This is a genomic window from Marinobacter maritimus, from assembly GCF_007671675.1.
GTDB classification, from domain to species: Bacteria; Pseudomonadota; Gammaproteobacteria; order Pseudomonadales; family Oleiphilaceae; genus Marinobacter; species Marinobacter maritimus.
Genome location: NZ_VCGW01000004.1, coordinates 37293 through 56331 on the forward strand (window position 1 = coordinate 37293; position 19039 = coordinate 56331).

15 protein-coding genes are annotated in these 19039 nt (G+C 55.9%); 10 read left to right on the forward strand and 5 right to left on the reverse strand.

Translation table 11 applies throughout. The features are described 5' to 3' along the window. The first annotated feature begins 154 nt into the window (after positions 1–154). Genes FFI90_RS15305 through FFI90_RS15330 form a run of 6 tightly spaced genes read left to right on the forward strand, consistent with a single transcriptional unit; the run spans position 155 to position 4765 of the window. Entirely contained in the window at positions 155–964 is an 810-nt protein-coding gene (locus FFI90_RS15305; protein WP_144779115.1) for a hypothetical protein, read from the forward strand. 24 nt (positions 965–988) lie between these two features. Next, a complete protein-coding gene (locus tag FFI90_RS15310; protein ID WP_246123608.1) occupies positions 989–1876 on the forward strand; it encodes a mechanosensitive ion channel family protein in 888 nt (295 codons plus the stop codon). Next, positions 1857–2354: an ATP-dependent zinc protease family protein gene (locus tag FFI90_RS15315; RefSeq protein ID WP_144779117.1), complete on the forward strand. Its 498-nt coding sequence runs from the start codon at positions 1857–1859 to the stop codon at positions 2352–2354. Before FFI90_RS15310 ends, FFI90_RS15315 begins: the two co-directional genes overlap by 20 nt. Beyond that, on the forward strand, positions 2351–3256 hold the full coding sequence (rimK, locus tag FFI90_RS15320; RefSeq protein ID WP_144779119.1) for a 30S ribosomal protein S6--L-glutamate ligase: 906 nt from the start codon (positions 2351–2353) through the stop codon (positions 3254–3256). The genes FFI90_RS15315 and rimK overlap by 4 nt, the downstream gene beginning before the upstream one ends. 3 nt (positions 3257–3259) lie before the next feature. Then, positions 3260–4324, forward strand: coding sequence for a succinylglutamate desuccinylase/aspartoacylase family protein (locus FFI90_RS15325; protein WP_144779121.1), 1065 nt, complete (start codon positions 3260–3262; stop codon positions 4322–4324). A gap of 15 nt (positions 4325–4339) precedes the next feature. After that, positions 4340–4765 carry a secondary thiamine-phosphate synthase enzyme YjbQ gene (locus FFI90_RS15330; protein ID WP_144779123.1) on the forward strand — a complete coding sequence of 142 codons (426 nt, stop codon included), beginning with the start codon at positions 4340–4342 and terminating at the stop codon, positions 4763–4765. A gap of 16 nt (positions 4766–4781) precedes the next feature. Here the strand turns inward: FFI90_RS15330 and FFI90_RS15335 are convergent, their stop codons facing one another. The 5 genes from FFI90_RS15335 to FFI90_RS15355 all read right to left on the reverse strand — a co-directional run bounded on the left by FFI90_RS15335 (position 4782) and on the right by FFI90_RS15355 (position 11896). Continuing rightward, on the reverse strand, positions 4782–5810 hold the full coding sequence (locus FFI90_RS15335) for a hypothetical protein (protein ID WP_144779125.1): 1029 nt from the start codon (positions 5808–5810) through the stop codon (positions 4782–4784). Beyond that, a complete protein-coding gene (locus FFI90_RS15340) occupies positions 5810–8314 on the reverse strand; it encodes a galactose oxidase early set domain-containing protein (protein ID WP_144779127.1) in 2505 nt (834 codons plus the stop codon). Before FFI90_RS15340 ends, FFI90_RS15335 begins: the two co-directional genes overlap by 1 nt. Before the next feature lie 145 nt (positions 8315–8459). Next, on the reverse strand, positions 8460–9935 hold the full coding sequence (gene amn, locus FFI90_RS15345) for an AMP nucleosidase (protein ID WP_144779128.1): 1476 nt from the start codon (positions 9933–9935) through the stop codon (positions 8460–8462). 18 nt (positions 9936–9953) lie between these two features. Further along, on the reverse strand, positions 9954–10514 hold the full coding sequence (locus tag FFI90_RS15350; RefSeq protein ID WP_144779131.1) for a GNAT family N-acetyltransferase: 561 nt from the start codon (positions 10512–10514) through the stop codon (positions 9954–9956). A gap of 146 nt (positions 10515–10660) precedes the next feature. Then, positions 10661–11896 carry a hypothetical protein gene (locus FFI90_RS15355; protein ID WP_144779133.1) on the reverse strand — a complete coding sequence of 412 codons (1236 nt, stop codon included), beginning with the start codon at positions 11894–11896 and terminating at the stop codon, positions 10661–10663. A 509-nt stretch (positions 11897–12405) separates the two neighbouring features. Between FFI90_RS15355 and FFI90_RS15360 the strand changes: the two genes are divergently transcribed. From FFI90_RS15360 to FFI90_RS15375, 4 genes are all read left to right on the forward strand, one after another. Next, complete coding sequence (locus tag FFI90_RS15360; protein ID WP_144779135.1) at positions 12406–13383, forward strand: TAXI family TRAP transporter solute-binding subunit; 978 nt, start codon at positions 12406–12408, stop codon at positions 13381–13383. A gap of 110 nt (positions 13384–13493) precedes the next feature. Further along, positions 13494–15674 carry a TRAP transporter permease gene (locus FFI90_RS15365; RefSeq protein WP_144779137.1) on the forward strand — a complete coding sequence of 727 codons (2181 nt, stop codon included), beginning with the start codon at positions 13494–13496 and terminating at the stop codon, positions 15672–15674. 124 nt (positions 15675–15798) lie between these two features. Next, on the forward strand, positions 15799–17613 hold the full coding sequence (locus FFI90_RS15370) for a sensor histidine kinase (RefSeq protein ID WP_144779139.1): 1815 nt from the start codon (positions 15799–15801) through the stop codon (positions 17611–17613). Further along, entirely contained in the window at positions 17610–18962 is a 1353-nt protein-coding gene (locus tag FFI90_RS15375; protein ID WP_144779141.1) for a sigma-54-dependent transcriptional regulator, read from the forward strand. Before FFI90_RS15370 ends, FFI90_RS15375 begins: the two co-directional genes overlap by 4 nt. Positions 18963–19039 lie beyond the last annotated feature (77 nt).

Below are 19039 nucleotides of genomic sequence, written 5' to 3' on the forward strand. Positions count from 1 at the left end.
TCTGTTCCGTATAGGGTTCGGGCTTTGAATGTAAGGGTAATTACATCGCTCTGTGGTAATAAAATCACATAGTTGGATATTCGCCCGGGGTCACTGATTGGATTATAGTTGTCGCAACTTTACCAGCCGTATTCGTGGGAGATTTACAGCGTTTATGGATATCGAAACCGAAAGCCGGCGTGACGGTGTCTGGGCTCAACCGTATGAGTTTGTGACCGGCCAAACCCAGCACCACAAGCTTGGGCACGTTCGGCTGTGGGTCACTTTGCTGGAAAAAGAATGGCAGGTGCGTACGGAAACCCGGGAGCCAGAGACAGATCCCGTGGGCTGGACAGAATCCACAGGCCATCGGTTGCCTCCTGAAAGCGAGTCCCTGAAGCGGTTTGTCCGGGACGGGAATTCCTCCACGGTAACCTTCATACCGGCGGTGGCCAATCTTCCAACGGTGATTCGTCCTTACCACCCGCTGACCATTCCCGCGGGCACTCGTTGCACGATTTACGTAGGAACGGTTGTCTGGATGAAAATCTGTACCGGACAAAACCAGACCCTTCTCACAGAAGTTCCTCTGGCGGTGCCATCGCTTACCTGGGTGGGCAGAAATACGATGGAGGGTGAGTTGTGCTACGCGTCGTCAAACTTTGGCCGCCTGGTACTTGAGGCCGTGCCGAAACGTGCATGGCGGGCGGTGACTCCGGTCACGATTATTAATCGCAGGACCGAGCCTTTGCTGTTGGAGCGCTTCAGCCTGCCTACGCCGTTATTGTCATTGCATCAGAACGATCGCGGAGAGCTTTGGACACCGGGAGTGGTTGTGGAAGTGGCAACGGATATGAACTCCGCGAGTTTGCATGTGGATGAAGGGTTGCTTGTTGCTGCAGGCCCTTGCAAGAAAGTGGCGCCGGCCCGTGAAAAGACTGCCAAAGGGCGTCTGGTGCGCGCTATCGACCGGGTGTTTGGTTAATGCACATTCTGTGGAGTAACGATTGTGGCTGAAGAGCTGAAAACAGGTGCATTGAGCGTGTTTTCCGACATAGCCTGGGGGCAGTGGATCAGCTCCGGCTTTTTGCTGGTGCTCGGCATCGTGCTTGCGTCATTGGCTGCGCGCAGTGTGTCAAAGGTAATGGCGAAGCGCAGTTCCCGGCACCACACAGTCATGGTTCGGCGGCTGGTTTTTTATGTCATTTTTATTCTTTTTGGTATGGCAGCGCTGAGGGAAGCCGGATTTTCGCTGGACGTCGTGCTGGGTGCGGCCGGTATTCTGACCGTCGCCATCGGTTTTGCGTCGCAAACGTCTGCGTCCAACATGATCAGCGGTCTGTTCCTGCTTGTTGAAAAGCCCTTTGAAATCGGTGACTTCATTGAAGTGGAAACTATCATGGGCGAAGTGGTGGGAATCGACATGCTCAGTGTCAAGCTGCGAACCAGAGATAACCTGTATGTGCGCATTCCTAACGAAACCCTGATCAAGACGCCGGTTGTTAACCGCTCACGTTTTCCCATTCGCAGGATCGACCTTCAGGTTGGGATTGCCTATGCTGAAGACGCACAGAAGGTAGAAGCCCTGTTGCTGGAGCTGGCGGAAAAGAACCCTGCCTGCCTTGAAGAGCCAAAAGCGTTTGTATTGGTAACCGCTTTTGGCCCTTCGTCGGTGGATTTGCAGTTTTCCTTCTGGGTGCCAAAAGACAAGGTACTCGAGAGCAAAAGCGGTATGCTCGTTGCTGTAAAGAAAACTCTGGACAGGGCTGGCATAGAAATACCCTTCCCGCATACCAGTATCTATGCCGGCAGTCATTCCGAGCCCTTCCGTGTACAGCTTATGGCGCCGGAAAAAGCCATCGAAAAGGAACCGTTGGATGTCGACAAAGACAGCTGAAGCTATCAAAACCATTGAGCCGACACCTGCTGACAACAAACTCAGCCTTGGCTGGCGGGAGTGGGTGGCATTACCTGATCTGGATATAGGCCGCATCAAGGCGAAGGTGGATACCGGAGCGCGTACCTCCTGCCTGCACACGTTTCGCACGGAACCCTACACAAAGGATGGCGAGCGCCGGGTTCGGTTCTGGGTGCATCCGGTTCAGAATGATATGCACCACGTGGTGGAGTGTGATGCCCGTGTTCTCGATGAGCGTGATGTATCGGATTCAGGCGGCCACAAGGAACTGCGGCTGGTCATTGAGACCACTCTTGTCGTTGGCGGCCAAAGCTGGCCCGTTGAAATGACCCTGACAAACCGGGACACCATGCGGTTTCGCATGCTGATCGGTCGTACCGCCATGGCGGGCCGCACGATGGTTTATCCCGAAGCTTCCTATCTCGCCGGGGAACCGGCTTTAAGGTCTGAAAAATGAAAATTGCTGTTCTTTCGCGCAACCGGCATTTGTACTCTACCCGTCGTCTGGTGGAAGAAGGTGTCAATCGTGGTCATGAAGTGAAGGTTATCGATTGCCTGCACTGCTCCATGAATATTACGTCTGCCAATCCACGGATTCATTATCACGAAGAAGTGCTGGAAAACTTTGACGTTGTGATCCCCCGTATCGGAGCGTCCGTTACCTTCTATGGCACAGCGGTTCTGCGCCAGTTCGAAATGATGGGAACCTTCCCGGTGAACGAGTCTGTTGCCATCACCCGTTCCCGGGACAAACTGCGCTCCCTGCAGTTGCTTGCCCGCAAAGGCGTCGGCATGCCCATTACCGGTTTTGCCAACAAACCGGATAACGTGCCGGAGCTGCTGAAAATGGTGGGCGGTGCGCCGGTTGTTATCAAGCTGCTGCAAGGCACTCAGGGCATTGGCGTAGTGCTGGCGGAAACCCGCACAGCGGCGGAGAGCGTGATTGAGGCCTTCATGGGCCTCAAAGCCGACATTCTTGTGCAGGAGTTCATCAAGGAAGCCGGCGGCGCCGACATTCGTTGTTTTGTTATTGGCGACAAGGTGATTGCGGCCATGAAACGACAGGGTGCCGAGGGCGAGTTTCGCTCCAACCTGCACCGTGGTGGCAGTGCGTCTCTGGTTCGTATTACGCCGGAAGAGCGAAAAACAGCCATTACCGCAGCCAAGTCCATGGGCCTGAACGTGGCAGGTGTCGACTTGCTTCGCTCCAGCCGTGGCCCGTTGGTGATGGAAGTGAATTCTTCGCCCGGTCTGGAAGGTATTGAAAACGCCACTGGCAAGAACGTAGCGGGCATGATTGTGAACTGGATTGAAAAGAATCAGGCGCCCTGGCGCACCAAAACAAAAGGTAGAGGATAATCGATGGCGCGCGCGCCCTTTGAAATGGCCGGAGTAAAAGTTCAGGCTGGCACCCGGCAGACCATAGAAATTCCGGTAGCAAAGTTGTACACCCATACCCCCTTGCACATACCTGTGGAAATTGTGCACGGGCGCCGGGACGGCCCGGTACTGATGGTGTGCGGAGCCATACACGGTGATGAAATTGCAGGTGTGGAAATTGTGCGCCGTGTGCTCACCAATTCGGCGCTGCGCCATCTGCGCGGTACTCTGGTGGCGGTGCCTATCGTGAACATTTTCGGATTTGTGCACCGCACGCGTTATCTGCCCGACAGGCGCGACCTGAACCGCTGCTTTCCTGGCAGCGAAAGAGGCTCTCTTGGTGGGCGTATTGCGTATCTTTTGCGTACCCAGATTATGGAGCAGGTAACGCACATCATCGATTTGCACACGGGCGCCATTCACCGCTTCAACCTGCCGCAGGTTCGGGCGGAACTGAAAAACCCGGAAACTGCCCGTATGGCAGAAGCATTTGCGGCACCGGTGATTATTGATGCAGGCCTGCGGGACGGCAGTTTGCGCGCCTACGCAGATTCTCTGGATATTCCTGTAATCACCTATGAGGGCGGCGAAGCACTGCGCTTTGACGACGTTGTAATTGGCAGTGGCGCCAAAGGCGTGATGCGAGTGATGCGGGAACTGGAAATGGTTCCTCCACGCAAAGGCCGCAGTACGACGAAAAAGCGTTCGGAAATTGCAGCCAGTTCGCAGTGGGTGAGGGCAGAGATCGATGGCATCATGCGCCCCGTTGCGCAGCTCGGGCAGAAAGTACGCAAAGGCCAGAAGCTTGCCATGGTAGCCGATCCCTTTGGTGAATCTGAAACAGCGATTATATCACCCTGCTCGGGCATCGTGATTTGTGTGAATAATCTGCCTTTGGTTAACGAAGGCGAGGCGATCTATCATATCGCGCGGTTTGACGAGCTGAACGAAGCCGAGAAAGCCATGGACTATTTTCGCAGCTCATTTGAGGCCGAAGTGAGCGAAGCCGTTGTGCCCATGCACCCCTGGGACGAACTCCAGAAATAAACCACAGGAGCCGCCATGATCTGGGATCAGACGTTTGTTGACCTGGCACCGCTGCCGCGAGGATTTCATCTGGTAAACAATGAAATCCTGGCCCAGGCGCCGGACATGACCAACTGCGAAGTGGGTTTGCTGCACCTGTTTATCCAGCACACCTCCGCTTCGCTGGCAGTCAACGAAAACGCCGACCCGGACGTGCGCGGTGACCTTGAACGCCACTTTAACGTGATGGTGCCTGAGCGGGCCCCCCACTATGAGCATGTTATGGAAGGGCCAGATGACATGCCTGCCCACATCAAGAGCATTCTTATAGGCCCGTCACTCACTCTGCCCGTGCATCACGGGCGCCTGGCGCTTGGAATATGGCAGGGCATTTATCTTTGCGAGCACCGGGACAAGGCCGGTGGCCGCCGGATTGTGGCTACGCTGCAAGGGCGTTGGTGAGCAGCTTTGGCTGCGATCACATACTGGCAATCGGTTCAACGGGGAACCATTCGGTTACACCCTCAATACGGCTGCGGTTATCGCCGATGCGTATGGGTATACTCCAGCGCTTGACCACGCCAGATCGCGTTGGGTCCTCAACCGTGTCGGCATGGGCTGCACGGGGTTCGATCCAGCCATAACTTCGACCGTTCGAAACCTTTGCCCAGCGCGCTTCGGTATCGCCCTTGCTGTCGACGAACGAAGGGGAACCCGCAGGGGCTACCATGCCCCAGGTAGGGCTATGACGATTGGCTTCGACGCCCTGGGCTGAGAAACGCAGGAAGGGCTCATCTTGCTCGCCCATCAGCGTTAACGGTGAATCGCCGCGGTAGGACAAAAAAAGCCCTGGGCGAGCACTGCCAGGCATGGCTCTTATCAGCGCCTGACCTTTCAACGCACCGACGTCCTCTACCCGTGCTTCGACGATACCAACTGCCGTGGGCACATACTCGAAACGACCGGAAATCGCGCTTTCGGTATCGCCCAGCGTGACCGGCACCGACCATTGGCCAACAAAGGCACGCTCTCCCGCATCCACTACCTGGTGGGGCAGATCGACCGCGTCTGTGCGCAACCGCAGATCGAACCAGCCCCAGTTAGGCGTCGCTTCAACGACCGTCCAGCGTGGATCGCCCGAAGCGTTCGCCGGAATCGCGCCGGGTGCCATGAGGGTGTTGGTGCGGTGAAACGCTGCGGTGCCCAAATCCCCTTCGGTGTTTTCCGGGCCAATGCGCAGAAAAAGCCGACCTGTTTCATCCTCGATGGTCAGCGACTTGCCCGTGGGATTGGAAACCAGCAGTTGGGGTGCCAGGGTTTTGCGCAGTTGCACCCGCAGTGACGACAGTTCCGCCGGCAGAGGGTCGAGCACTGCGTACACGCTGCCGTTGTCTTCATTCGAACTTCCGCCGTGGCCATGGGCGGCAAGCGCCCAAAGCAAATTGGCGGCGATGAGCGCGAAAAAAAGCCCCCCCCGAGGGGGAAGGCTAGGGTTGCAGCGACTCATCAGTTGTTGCCAGCGAGATTGGTGAAGTCGATAACCAGGCCTTGCAATGCGACTGGCAAACCATCGACGGTCTGTTTAAGCACCGAAGCACCGCCGTCGATTGCAATGCCGCCCTCGGTCAGAAGCTGCGGCGTGCCGTCACGAAGCTGGCCAAGAGTGGGTACTGCGCTAACGCCACCCGAGCTCAGGTCGAGGAGTGGATCCAACAGCGAACCGCCATTGTTGCCACTGTTGAGCAGTCCACCAAGCAGACCTCCAGCCACACCGCCATTGTTTTCGTCTTCTTGCGGCGCCGGTTCGATCTGCTGGGCGAGTGGGCCATGCGGGTTACCAGGGTCGGCCAGCACGCTCACAGGCGTGGACTTCGAAGGTAAACGCATGCCGTCTTCGGCCTTGTAGCTTACAAACAGCATATACTGGCCAGCCGGCAGAACCGCGCGGTTGCTGGTCATCTTGACCGTTACCTTGTCGCTATTGCGGCCTATGATCGGCAACGCCACGGCGCGCTGATCGCCATCAATCAGGTGGGTGGTTGCCTTGCGACGAATAAGCATGACCTGGTCAATATCTGTCCGGTCCGTGCGGATATCAAACTCACCGCCATTTGTCAGCAGGGCGACTGGCGCTTCTTCGATCGTCGGGCGATCGTCACGCGTAGCGTAGGGCGGTGTGTAGATCTCGAACGAGGGGTCACGCCCGGCGTAGTCCGCAAATCCCAGCTCATCCAGGTTGATGAACGATAGATAGGCTGTGTTGATCGGCGAGTGGCCGCCCACCAGAACCCGTCCGTCGGTCATCAGTACAGCTGTGTTGTGGTAGGTGCGCTCACGATGAGCCGAGGCCATCGGCTTCCAGGTTTCGGTTTCAATATCAAAACGTTCAGACTGGATAATCGCGCCTTCCAGCCCGGTCGCTACCACGCCGTCGCGGGTGCCGCCGGAGAACACCATAACGCTGTTGTCGGGCATCATCACGCCCGAACCGTACCAGCGTGGCTGGTTGAGTGAGCCGGTCAGGCGCGACTCATACGCCATGTCGTCGCCGTTTGTGGTAACGGTGTCGATACGCGACGAGGAAATTGGCAAATAGCCACCCGGGCTGCCAGCCGTAACATACGTTGGTACACCACCAGCCGTCAGGAACTCAGACTCGTGATAACCGCCGTTGCTGTCCGGCCGCAGTGGCAGCTGAATCGAGAAGGTTGAACCACGCATGCCGGAGCCGATGGCGCGCTCTAGTGCTCGATCGTCGACCGGGGTTTCCAGAAGTTGACCGATTGCGGCCGTTGGGTCATCCAGGGTCTGGCCGACCAGGTTACCCAGAAGTTGCTCCACCTGGTCCGGATTGATATTGGTTGGATTCAGCGTGGTGCTCAGCGCTGCCAGACCTAACTCGTTGAGCCGCAGCGGAAGACCGGCATAACCAAGATCGGTCCACTGCTTGGTGGACGGGTTATAGGTGCCGACAATGTTCCAAAGCGCCTGGTCATAGGCCTGCCCGAATGGGTTGAATGCTTGGCCGCCGGCATTGTAGAAAACGTGGCCGTTGGGCAGCAGATGCATGCGCGGGAACAGTGGCAACGAGCGTTGTGCCGCCGAGCCGTTATTGCTCCAGGTGCCGCTGTCAATATCGTAGGTTTCGGTCTGTGCGACGTTTCGGCCAGACTGAAGCGGGTCCTCAGGGTAAACCGGCTTGAGCAGTTTGGTTACGCCGCTGGCCACAAATATGTCGCTGTTGGCCAGGCTCACCAGACTTGGATACCAGCGGCCGTACTGCATGTCACCGCTCTGGCTCCAGGTGTTGGTCTCGGGATCATAGATACGTGAGGCCTTCAGGCCTTCCAGCTCCACTACGCCCACAGGCAGGCCGTCGATGCCGGGCTCCGAATAGTAGTCGGTGCCGCCGACCGCCATCATTCTGCCATCGGGGAGAAATACCACGTCGGCACAGAACAGCGCGCCGTCATTCATGTCGGTGTTGTCAGCCGTATCAAGTAGTCCGCCGGTCAGCGTGGTGCTGTCGTTGCCGTCGGGGTTGGCGCCACCGTCGTTCTGCGCCGGCTTGATCCAGGTTGGTTGGTCATTCTCGTCCAGAGTCATAACGCGCGACTGGTCGTTGACCGACACCTCGCCAAACTGGGCTATTACTGCGAGTTCCGCGTTTTCCGTACCCTCAAGCGCATTCAGATAAATGAAACGGCCATCACCCAGCACAGCAATGGTGCCTGCTGCTGGCTTGCATTGAAGGTTGCCGTCGGCTTCCTGGATGCAGCGTTCGCTGGTAGCAATCTGCTCCCCGTCTACCTGAATGGTCGGTTCGGCGAAGGGTTTACTGAAGAATCCACCGTCGCCTGTGACTTCAGAAGGTTGGCCGTCACCGGCACTTTTGCCGTTGCCGCCAAGCAATCCACCCAGTAGGCCAGCGTGTGCCGGCGTTGTCCCGACGATGGCCAGTGCCATCGCGGATGCGAAAGATACTCGAATGTAGCGCTTTGCTATGCGCATGCAACTTTCTCCTGGCATGAGCCGCCCCAAGTGCGGTTCTGCGTTTTTGTTGTATTTCCCACCCGGTATTAAAAACGGGCAGCCAACACCAGATACGCAGTGGGAGTGGAGAAAGTTGCAGCTGGTTATGTGTTTTTTCTCATCTTCAACGAAATGGCGGCTCATCAAAGCTACGCAGCTTGCGCGAATGCAGGGTGTAACGTTCAGTGCGCATCAGTTCCAGCGCGCGGATGCCGATATGCAAATGCTGGGTAACCGCACTTTCATAAAAGGCACCTGCTGCTCCGGGTAGCTTGATCTCACTGTGCAGTGGTTTGTCGGAGACGCACAGCAGAGTGCCGTAAGGCACGCGAAACCGATAACCCTGCGCGGCGATGGTGCCGCTCTCCATATCAACCGCGATGGCGCGGGCCAGGTTAATCTGCGAGCGCTCCTGCGCCCAGCGCAGCTCCCAGTTGCGATCGTCGTAAGTTAATACAGTGCCGGTGCGCAGTCGGCGCCGGAGCGTGTCACCCTCGTCGCCGGTGATCTCCGCCGCCGCCTGCTGCAGCACTTGCTGTACTTCAGCTAGCGCCGGCAGTGGAATGTTCGGTGGCAGTACACGGTCAAGAATGCCGTCTCTGCGCATATAGGCATGGGCCAGCACATAGTCACCAATGACCTGTGACTGTCGTAGCCCACCGCAGTGACCGATCATCAGCCAGCAGTGCGGGCGCATTACGGCGAGGTGATCGGTGATGTTCTTGGCGTTGGATGGCCCTACGCCAATATTGACCAGGGTAATACCTTGCCCGGGCTCCGAAGCCTTCAGGTGATAAGCTGGCATCTGGAACCGGTGCCAGACCACAGAGTCGACAATCGCCTCCATTTCATCGTCGGCCATGCCCCGCTCAATCACCACATTTCCGGGCAACACCATGCTTTGAAAGCGTGAACCGCCCTGCAGCATGTCAAGCCCGTGACGAATAAACTGGTCGACGTAGCGATGGTAGTTGGTCAGTAATATCCACGGCTGCACATGTTGCCAGTCACTGCCGGTGTAGTGCACCAGCCGGCGCAATGAAAAATCCGTGCGCGCCGCATCGAACAGAGCCAGAGGCATTTGCTCCAGCTCCTGCCAATCGTAGAGGCCATCGGCGGTGCTATCGCTGGTGGCGGACAGGTCAGTACTGGGAAATACCCGCGACAGCTCGCTGGCGGTAACGCCCGAAGCGCCCAACTCGTCGCCTTGCTCAACAACATAGGGATAGGGAATGTTGACCTGGCTCCGCCCGACAGCCACAACGACGGTGAAATCCCTCATCATATGCCCCAGCTGGCTCTCCAGATATCGCCTGAAAGCCTCGGGCTGAGTCACGGTAATAGTGTAAACACCGGGCACCTGCAGCCGCGCGTAGGCACGTATGCTGTTGGGCACTTCGCCCTGGGATTGATAGGTCAGGCGCAGTTCCGGGTAACGGAAGGTGCACTGGGAATCCTGCGGCAGTTGGCGATAATCAAGATACTGCTTCAGCGCCGCGCGCAGTGCGCTGGTGGCTTCTTCATAAAGGGTGGCAAGGCGATCAACCGCCGCTTCAGGGGTGGTTACTACAATAAAATCATCATCGCGAGATGGTGTCATGACAGGCCTCAAAGTTATTTAACAGGCTTTTACGTCCCACTGCCCTCGTTGCAACCGGTAAAGTACATGCGGCCGCAACGGGCTACGCTCGGGCAACCCGGGATGCTCAAACTCTCCACTGTAGTTCATGCCGATGCGCTCCATGACACGGCGCGATCGCCGATTGCCAACAGTGGTAAAGGAGACAATTTCAGAAAGCCCTAGCTGCTGAAACGCAACATGTAACGCACCGCGAGCAGCCTCAGATGCATAGCCTTTCCCCCAGTGAGTTGACGATAACCGCCAACCAATCTCGACACACGGAGAAAAAGGTAGCGTAGCAATAGGCACGTGTAACCCACAAAAACCAATAAAGGGCTCGGTATCCTTAACCTCTACCGCCCAGAACCCCCAACCGCGCTGCTTGATGAGCGTGCGGATTTTCTCCGCCATTTCATTGCTCGCCTGACGGCTCAGCGGCTCGGGAAAGTGCTGCATAACCCGTGGGTCTGCGTTCAGAGCTGCGAATGACTCGAAATCGCTTTTTTGCCATTGCCGTAATCTGAGCCGACTGGTCTCAAATTCGAATAGTTCTGCCATAGCGGGAGACATTTTCCTCCTGAAACCTAACGCTTTGGTTTCGCGTCGCCTACCGATCGGTGCTCGGTAGGCGTTCGGGGTAGGGCTATCAGGCCCGGAACTTACTACAGTGATTGGTTATACACTCCCTGAAACGAGGGCACCGCTTAATCAAACCGCAAGGTAGGTGGTCTCGGTCGGACTTGGTTGTTCAGCCAGTTAATGTTGAAAAAGTGGGTGATAGGGCCGGCTTCATCTTCCTCCAGAGCTGATTCAAGGTCTGAAAGCTGTGCCACCAGAGACTCCAGTCTTTCATTTGTTGGAGCTCCCAGGTATCTGATGTTCAGGAGTTCTCTCAGGGTCTCAGCTTCGGCAAGACCGATAAGGTAAACTTCACCAATGCTTTCGTTGCACAACCTGTCATACCCGGCCATGGCCGCCTCAAGACCCCTGCGACATTCCCGGACCTCAGCGAGAAATACCGAGACAACTCCGGCGGTGACGGGGCTGCCCTTCAGTTGAGCTTGCAAGGCATGCAAACGTCTGAGGTGAAGGTGAACACCAATACCCGTTGCGTAGCTTGGGAGAATAAGCCGGGCAATGTCCGGCTGTGTGTTGAGATAGGTTATGGAATTATTCAGCGACCCGTCGCCAGTTGCGTTGAACTGATCGTTGACAAAGGCAATAAGCTGTTGCTCATAGGTTGTCCCACTGCCTGAGTCATTCATTTCTGACTTGACCAGCCTGGTCAGTTCAATGAATTTGCTGGACGTGGTGAGCAAATCAACGGAAAGATCTATCGCTCTATCTCTTGTAAGTTCATCTCTGATAACCTTTTCAATAACGGCTTTTATCTGCTGAATATTGGGCGCAGCGGGAGGCTCCTGATCTTCGAAAGCCAGTAAGGCTAACCCCCCGAGAGACAAAACCAACCCCGCAGGTAATGCCCCCACTGGACCCAGTGCCGCAATACCCGTTGCGAGACCACCAATCAAGGCAGCGGCAATCAAGAAACCAGTGTTGTCAGGGGAGACGCTGCCGTGAGTGAAAATTTCATCATTTTCGCTCTGATATTCGTTCAGTACCGTTGTCCAGTCAACCAGCTTGAAATGGCGGCCATCATAGTTTGCGATGAGCGTGTGCGATGCATTATAAGGCCCGCCACGATCTGATTTTGCCGCCCAACCAACCCCTCCATTCATACCACCAGCAGACCAACTGATCATAAGGCGTTTCGATCCATGGTCGTGTTGCCATTGCGGATTCGCAGCGTTTACAGAGCCGTGTCCTCCGCTACTGAAAGACGCAATCATGAATTCGGGTGCCTTGCGGTTGTAATCGTTCCAGTCAAACAGTTTAAAGCTGAAGCTACTAACCCCTTGTCCACATTTGATCGTTAACATGGTATTCCCTTTCCTTGAGAGTCTGATTTCGCGCCAACGAACAGCCTGATCAAATGGCACTTTGATGTGGTTTTAGCCAGTGCACCGACGGTCTGACTGGGCACTCATAAGAAACATAGCCGGCAATGGTGATTCTTGCACTGAACTTACCGCATTAGCGGAGTGATGCACGGTATTCGCAACGTTGGCCTGATTGAGTAAACGCCGAGCATCTGTGAGCAAGGACTTAAGACCTAACTCGAAATGCGGGCGGTTGCAGCGGCTCAATGTTTCCGCTCATAAAGCGTCTATTAGCACTCAAGTTCAGTGTGGCGGAATTCAACCCATAGGCCTTTATTAATGGGTGAGAACGTACCCATTCCTTAGGGTTTATTTTCAGGTTTTTCAGAAAACCTTTGTTTTATGGCCGTTTTTTAATCTGGCCTGCTCCTTGCTACTTCTTTTGCATCGCAGCCCTTCCGGGCTTCGTCGAGCACCCAATAAACAAAATGAACCAGGGAGCATTCTCTATGAAGACCCAAGCCATTATGGCGGCGGCATTCGCCTCTACTCTTATTGTTGCTAGTCCTGTTATTGCCCAGGATCGGGCCGGATGGCCGGATAACTTTACCGTGGGAACGGCCAGCCAGGGCGGTACTTACTTCGCCTATGGTTCAGGCTGGGCTAACTTTGTTGCGGAAAACCTGGGTGTTTCCGGAGGTGCTGAAATCACCGGAGGCCCTATGCAGAACATGGCATTGGTACATACCGGTGATCTCAAATTTGGCTTGACCACCATGGGTCCGGCTCGTGAATCCATGGAAGGCAACAGCCCTCTGGCTCCAGGCATGAAGATGGACAACGTTTGTGCCATGTTCCCCATGTATGAGACGCCTTTCTCGGTGACTGCGCTTAGCAGCTCCGGTATCACTTCTATTTCCGACATTCCGGATGGTGCCACTATCGGTTTTGGCCCGGCGGGCTCAACGTCTGACACCTATTTCCCGCGCATGATGGAAACCTTGGGTGTGGACTTCAAGCGCCGTAACGGCAGCTGGTCTGATCTTGGTGGTCAGCTACAGGATGGCCTGATTGATGTTGTGGCTTTTGCTGCAGGCATTCCGATTCCGGCTGTGAGCCAGCTGGAAGTTCAGACCGATGTAAACATCATTGGCATGACCGATGAGGAAGCAAAGAAGGTTACTGATAACTTCCCGGTATCTGAATTCATTATTCCGGCAAGCACCTATCAGTCTCTGGACAAGCCGTCGCGTGTGGTTTCCATGTGGAACTTTGCCATGGTGAATTGCGATGTGCCTGAAAGCTTTGTGTATGAAATCACCAAACTGACCATGGAGCAGAACGAAAGAATGGTCTCCATCCACAAGGCCGCCCGTAACTCGGTTCCCGAGAATTACAAAAAGAACAACGTTCTGCCCTGGCATGCCGGTGCAGCTCGCTGGTTCAACGAGAACGGTTACACCATCGAAGAAAGCAAGATCAAGTAGCACTCAAGCAAAGCCAGTTGATCTGAATGCTTGAAAGAAGGGGGCCGCAAGGCCCCTGAACAATAGCCGGCAGTTAGCCGGCTCCGATTTGCCTGCAGGCAGGATACCCAATGACACTTGAACGAGACCCCAAAGATTTTTCCGACGTGGAGGTGGGCGAAGACCACGTGCTTGCCCACGATGTGGACCAGGAACCTGTAGAGGCAAATCGCAGGCTGTTTGAAGGCAGCATGATGAAGTTTGTTTCTTTGCTCGCGATTGTTTACTCATCCTTCCATCTCTATGTGCTGAACATCGCACCTCTGGAAACCTGGTCGTTCAGGATCGTGCACATTGCCGGGGCGCTTGTTCTGGGTTTTGTTCTGTTTGCCGGGGCCCGTTTTGTTTCTGCCGAAGAAGGCTCTGCGCGCCATCGCTGGACTACGTGGATAGGCGCCGCTGCGCTTTTACCGGCATTTTACGTGCTGTATCAGACGTTTTCGTTCTGGCAGATGGTCCAGAACGGCGCCATGCGAATTCCCGTTGAACTGGAAACCTGGCATTTTGGCTGGCCCCTGCTGGCGGTAACGGCTGTAGGCATTGTGTTGAGCTGGTTCCATCAGCGTGAACGCTCGCGTTTCAGCGTGCCGGATCTAGTGTTGATTGTATGCTCGATCGCCGTCGCGGCTTACTTTCTGGTGGCTTACAACACCGCCATGCGCATGTCGACGGGCACCTCGTTTGCGCCGGTGGGCATATCCTTTGCCGCCGTTGCGGGCACAGCGCTGATTATGGAGCTTACCCGCCGGGTCGCCGGCCTGGCGCTGGTAATCATTGGGCTGGTGTTTCTGGTGTATGTGTTTGCCGGGCCATATCTGCCGGGCTTTCTGGGCTATCCGGGGCTGTCTGTACAGCGTTTTTTCAGTCAGGTTTATACCGATGCCGGTATTCTTGGGCCCACCACGGCGGTGTCGTCCACGTACATTATTCTGTTCATCATTTTTGCCGCGTTTTTGCAGGCCTCAAAAGTGGGTGATTACTTCGTAAACTTCGCGTTTGCGGCGGCCGGGCGTTCACGGGGTGGTCCCGCCAAGGTGTCCATTTTTGCCTCCGGCCTGATGGGTATGATCAACGGCACCAGCGCCGGCAACGTGGTATCTACCGGGTCGCTGACTATCCCGCTGATGAAAAAAGTGGGTTACAGCAAAAAATCCGCCGGCGCCGTGGAAGCGGCGGCCTCTACCGGTGGCCAGATCATGCCTCCGATTATGGGGGCAGGTGCCTTCATCATGGCCGAGATTACCGGTATTCCGTATACCGAGATCGCCATCGCGGCCATTATTCCTGCAATTCTGTATTTCGCGTCTGTTTACTTCATGGTCGATTTTGAAGCTGCAAAAACCGGTATGCGTGGCATGCGGGAAGACGAGCTGCCAAAACTGCGCACCATGGTTAAACAGTGCTACCTGTTTATACCGATCATCATTCTGGTGGTGGCGTTGTTTATGGGGTATTCGGTGATACGGGCCGGTACTCTCGCCATGGTGTCTGCAGCGGTTGTCAGCTGGTTCTCGCCGAACAAGATGGGTGTTCGCGCGGTTCTGCATGCGTTGGAAATTGCCTCGTACATGGCCATACAGATTATCGTGGTGTGTGCGGCGGCAGGCGTTATCGTTGGTGTGATTTCCCTGACCGGTGTCGGTGCCCGCTTCTCGGTTCTGTTACTTGATGTGGCAGAGGCCAGCCAGCTTCTGGCACTGATCTTCGCCATGTTCATCTCCATTCTTCTGGGTATGGGAATGCCGACAACGGCCGCCTATGCCGTTGCCGCTTCGGTGGTCGCGCCGGGCCTGGTGCAGCTGGGTATTGAGCCGCTGACGGCGCACTTCTTCGTGTTCTATTTTGCGGTGGTTTCTGCCATTACGCCGCCGGTTGCTTTGGCATCTTATGCTGCCGCAGGGATCTCCGGTGCCAACGCTATGGAAACCTCGGTAGCCTCTTTCCGGATTGGTATTGCGGCGTTCATCGTACCCTTCATGTTCTTCTACAACGGTGCGCTGTTGATGGAAGCAGGATGGATTGATATCGCCCGTGCTCTGGTCACCGCGCTCTTTGGTGTGTACATGTTGTCGGGCGGCGTAATGGGTTGGTTTGCCGATGTGTCGGCCCCCTGGCTAGCGCGTTTGATGCTGATCGGCGCTGCATTGCTGATGATTGAGGGCGGCCTGGTATCGGATCTGGCAGGTATCGCGCTTGCAGCGATGGTGTTTGTGATGCAACGGCAGCGCAAAGGGCGCGTGGCAGCGGCCTGAGTGTTCCGGCATTGGTAAGTGTGGGGAGGGCGCAGCACTGAACGTGCTTGCCCTCTTTGCGCTTGTCCTTCAAAGGGCCGGGCTATACTCTGGCGTCCTTTAACGGTGTTGCGGGAACCGGGTTATGTCCTACCGGATAGGCGCTTTTTTTGTCTTTGTGGTCACCCTAGCGGTGTCCTGGATACTGGGTGGCTGGGTTGGCTACCGGCAGGTTGAGCAGGACAGTCTTGAGGAGTCTTTCCGCTATCGCCAGCTTGTCGGGAACGAGCTTAACCGATACCTGCCTATTCCCGAACTTATGGCAGAGCACCCCTTGCTTGCCGCCGCACTGAGCTCTCCTGACGATCCCGCCATTATTCACCAGGCCAACGAACAGATGCAGCGCATGGCCACGATTGTGGGCAGTTCCGATGTTTATCTGATGGACACGTCGGGGCTTACGATTGCGGCCAATAACTACCAGCAGGCAGACAGCTTTGTAGGCCGGAATTTCGCCTTCAGGCCGTACTTTTATGAGGCGATGGAAAGCGGCCATTCGGCGGTCTACTTTGCACTTGGGCTTATGTCGGGCGTTCGGGGCCTCTACTTTTCTCACCCGGTTCGCGGGCAGGGCTCCGAGGTTCTGGGCATTGTTACGGTAAAAGTACTGGTGCATGAGCTGGAGTCTCAATGGCACCGGCCAGGTTCCTTACGCGAGGCCGAAATGGTGGTGCTGGATGAAGCTGGTGTCAGCTTCCTGGCGAGTAAGTCCCAATGGCTTTACCGGGATTTTACCGGCAATGCCGAAGACGCTCCAGGTGAGGCGTCGCGCCAGCGTTACCCGGGCCGTGACCTCAAACCGGTCGCCCTGAACTATCAGGAGAAGCCCCTTGGCTTGTCTGGCTCCTCCGAGACGTTACGCATTAGTGAGAATGGCGGTGGCCGGGAGTACCTGAGTGTTCGAACACCTTTACCCAGGCTGGACTGGACGCTGCAGGTTATGGTGAGCACTCGCTCGGTTATCTGGGCACGGCTCGGGTTTGTGGCCGGAGGCGTCGCGATCTTTTTCGGTGGTTTTCTGGCCTGGCTCTACTTGCGTGAGCGTTACCGTCGCGAAGCGGAACTGGCCCTCAGGGGCGAGCAGCTTGAGCTCAGCGTGGCGGAGCGAACGGTAGATCTGGAGCGTTCCAATCGCAAACTGCTGGACGAGATACGGGAGCGGGAGCGCACCCAGAGTGAGTTACGGGAAACCCAGCAAGAGCTTATTCAGGCAGCCAAGCTGGCGGTGCTGGGGCAGATGTCTGCGGGCCTTAATCATGAAATGAGCCAGCCCCTTACCGCCATTCAGACCTACGCAAGAAATAGCCGTCGCTTCCTGGAAAAAGGCGCCGCCGATATGGTGGATGAGAACCTCAGTGAAATCGTACTCCTTTGCGACAAGATGGCGGAGCTCACCCGGCAGTTCAAGGTTTTTGCCCGCAAGTCTGAAGGTCCGCCAACAATTGTCGATTTTCGCCTGTCGGTGGATGCGTCGCTGAAAATTATTACGGCGCAGAAGAGCAGCGCGGGTGTTGATATTAAATGGGGCCGCCCTGAGCACCCGGTTTTTTGCCATGGGGATCTGATTCGCATTGAGCAGGTGATGGTTAACTTGCTTGCCAACGCTGTGCAGGCTGTTGAAGGCCAAGCGCAACCGGAAATTACCATAGAGGTTGAGGGCAAAGAGGGGAGCTGGTGCTGTCTGGTTCGGGATAACGGCTCCGGACTACCGGCGAATACAGAGCAGATTTTTGAACCTTTCTTTACCACCAAGTCAGTCAAGCAAGGCCTCGGGCTCGGGTTGTCTATCTCAAGGCAGATTGCTGATGCCTTGGGTGGCCGGCTTACCGGTCGCAACCGCAGTGATGTATCCGGTGCGGAATTCGAATTTACCCTGAAAAAGCGGGAGGCCACGGAATGACAGAACCCTCGGTAATCTTTGTGGATGATGATCCACACATCCGTAATGCCATCGCTCAGGCGCTGACTCTCGAAGAGATGCCTGTGCGCTGTTTTGAGAGTGCCGAATCCGGCCTTGCAGCCATTACGCCGGAATACAACGGCGTGGTGCTGTGTGATTACAACATGCCGGATATGGACGGGCTTGAGATGCTGAGCGCCGTTCAGGCTCTGGACAAGACTATTCCCGTTATTATTCTGACTGGGCAGGGCGACATTAGTACGGCGGTTTCCGCCATGCAGCAGGGTGCCTATGATTTCATCGAGAAGCCGTTTAATCACGACGAGCTGATCGAACTGCTAAGGCATGCGTTGGAGAAGCGGCACCTCGCGCTGGAAAACCGTCGCCTGAAGGCCCAGCTGCGCCATCTGGCCCGGCCTGGCCCGAGGATTCTTGGCGATACACCCAGCATGCGCAAGGTGATGGATACCATCGCACCGATACTGGACATTACCGCGAACATTCTGCTGTTTGGTGAGACCGGCTCCGGCAAGGATGCTCTGGCTCGTTATATCCACGAAAGCGGACCGCGTGGCGCGCACAATTTTGTGGCGATCAACTGCGGTGCTGTTCCGGAAAACCTGATTGAAAGTGAGCTGTTTGGCCACGAAGCCGGGGCGTTTACCGGTGCGGATAAACGCCGCATTGGCAAGATCGAGCATGCCCACCGTGGTACCTTGTTCCTGGATGAAGTTGAAAGCATGCCCATGCCGCTGCAGATCAAGCTGCTCAGAGTGCTGGAAGAGCAAAAGGTCGAACGCCTGGGTAGCAATCAGGTTCAGGAACTGGATGTGCGCATTATTGCGGCTACCAAAGCCGATCTCAAAACCCTCAGTGACGAAGGCCGTTTTCGCGCGGATCTTTATTACCGGCTGAATGTGGTGAAAGTGGATATTCCGCCGTTGCGCGAGCGCAAAGAAGACATCCCGATGTTGTTTCACCACTTTGTTTTGATTGCCGCCGCTCGTTACGACCGGGAAAGCGTGCCACTGGATGCCAGCCAGGCCGCGCGGCTTATGCACCACAGCTGGCCGGGCAATGTACGTGAGTTGCGCAACCTGGCAGAGCGCTATGTGCTGCTGGGTGCAGCGGCTCTGGAGGAAGGTGAGCCGGCAGCCAAGGCCGATGTGAGTGGGCGGCGAACCCTCACCGAAATGATGGACAGCTTTGAGCATTCGGTGCTGACCAGTGCGCTCAACGCTTGCAACGGCAGTATCAAGGACACCATGGTGCAATTGGGTGTTGCCCGCAAAACGTTGTACGACAAAATGAAGAAGCACGGTCTGGATAAAGTTCAGTTTAAAGACTGACTCATGGTAAAACCATGTTTCGTATGGTGATCACCGATCGATTGATAATGGTACGAGTGTTTACACTCTGTATAAAA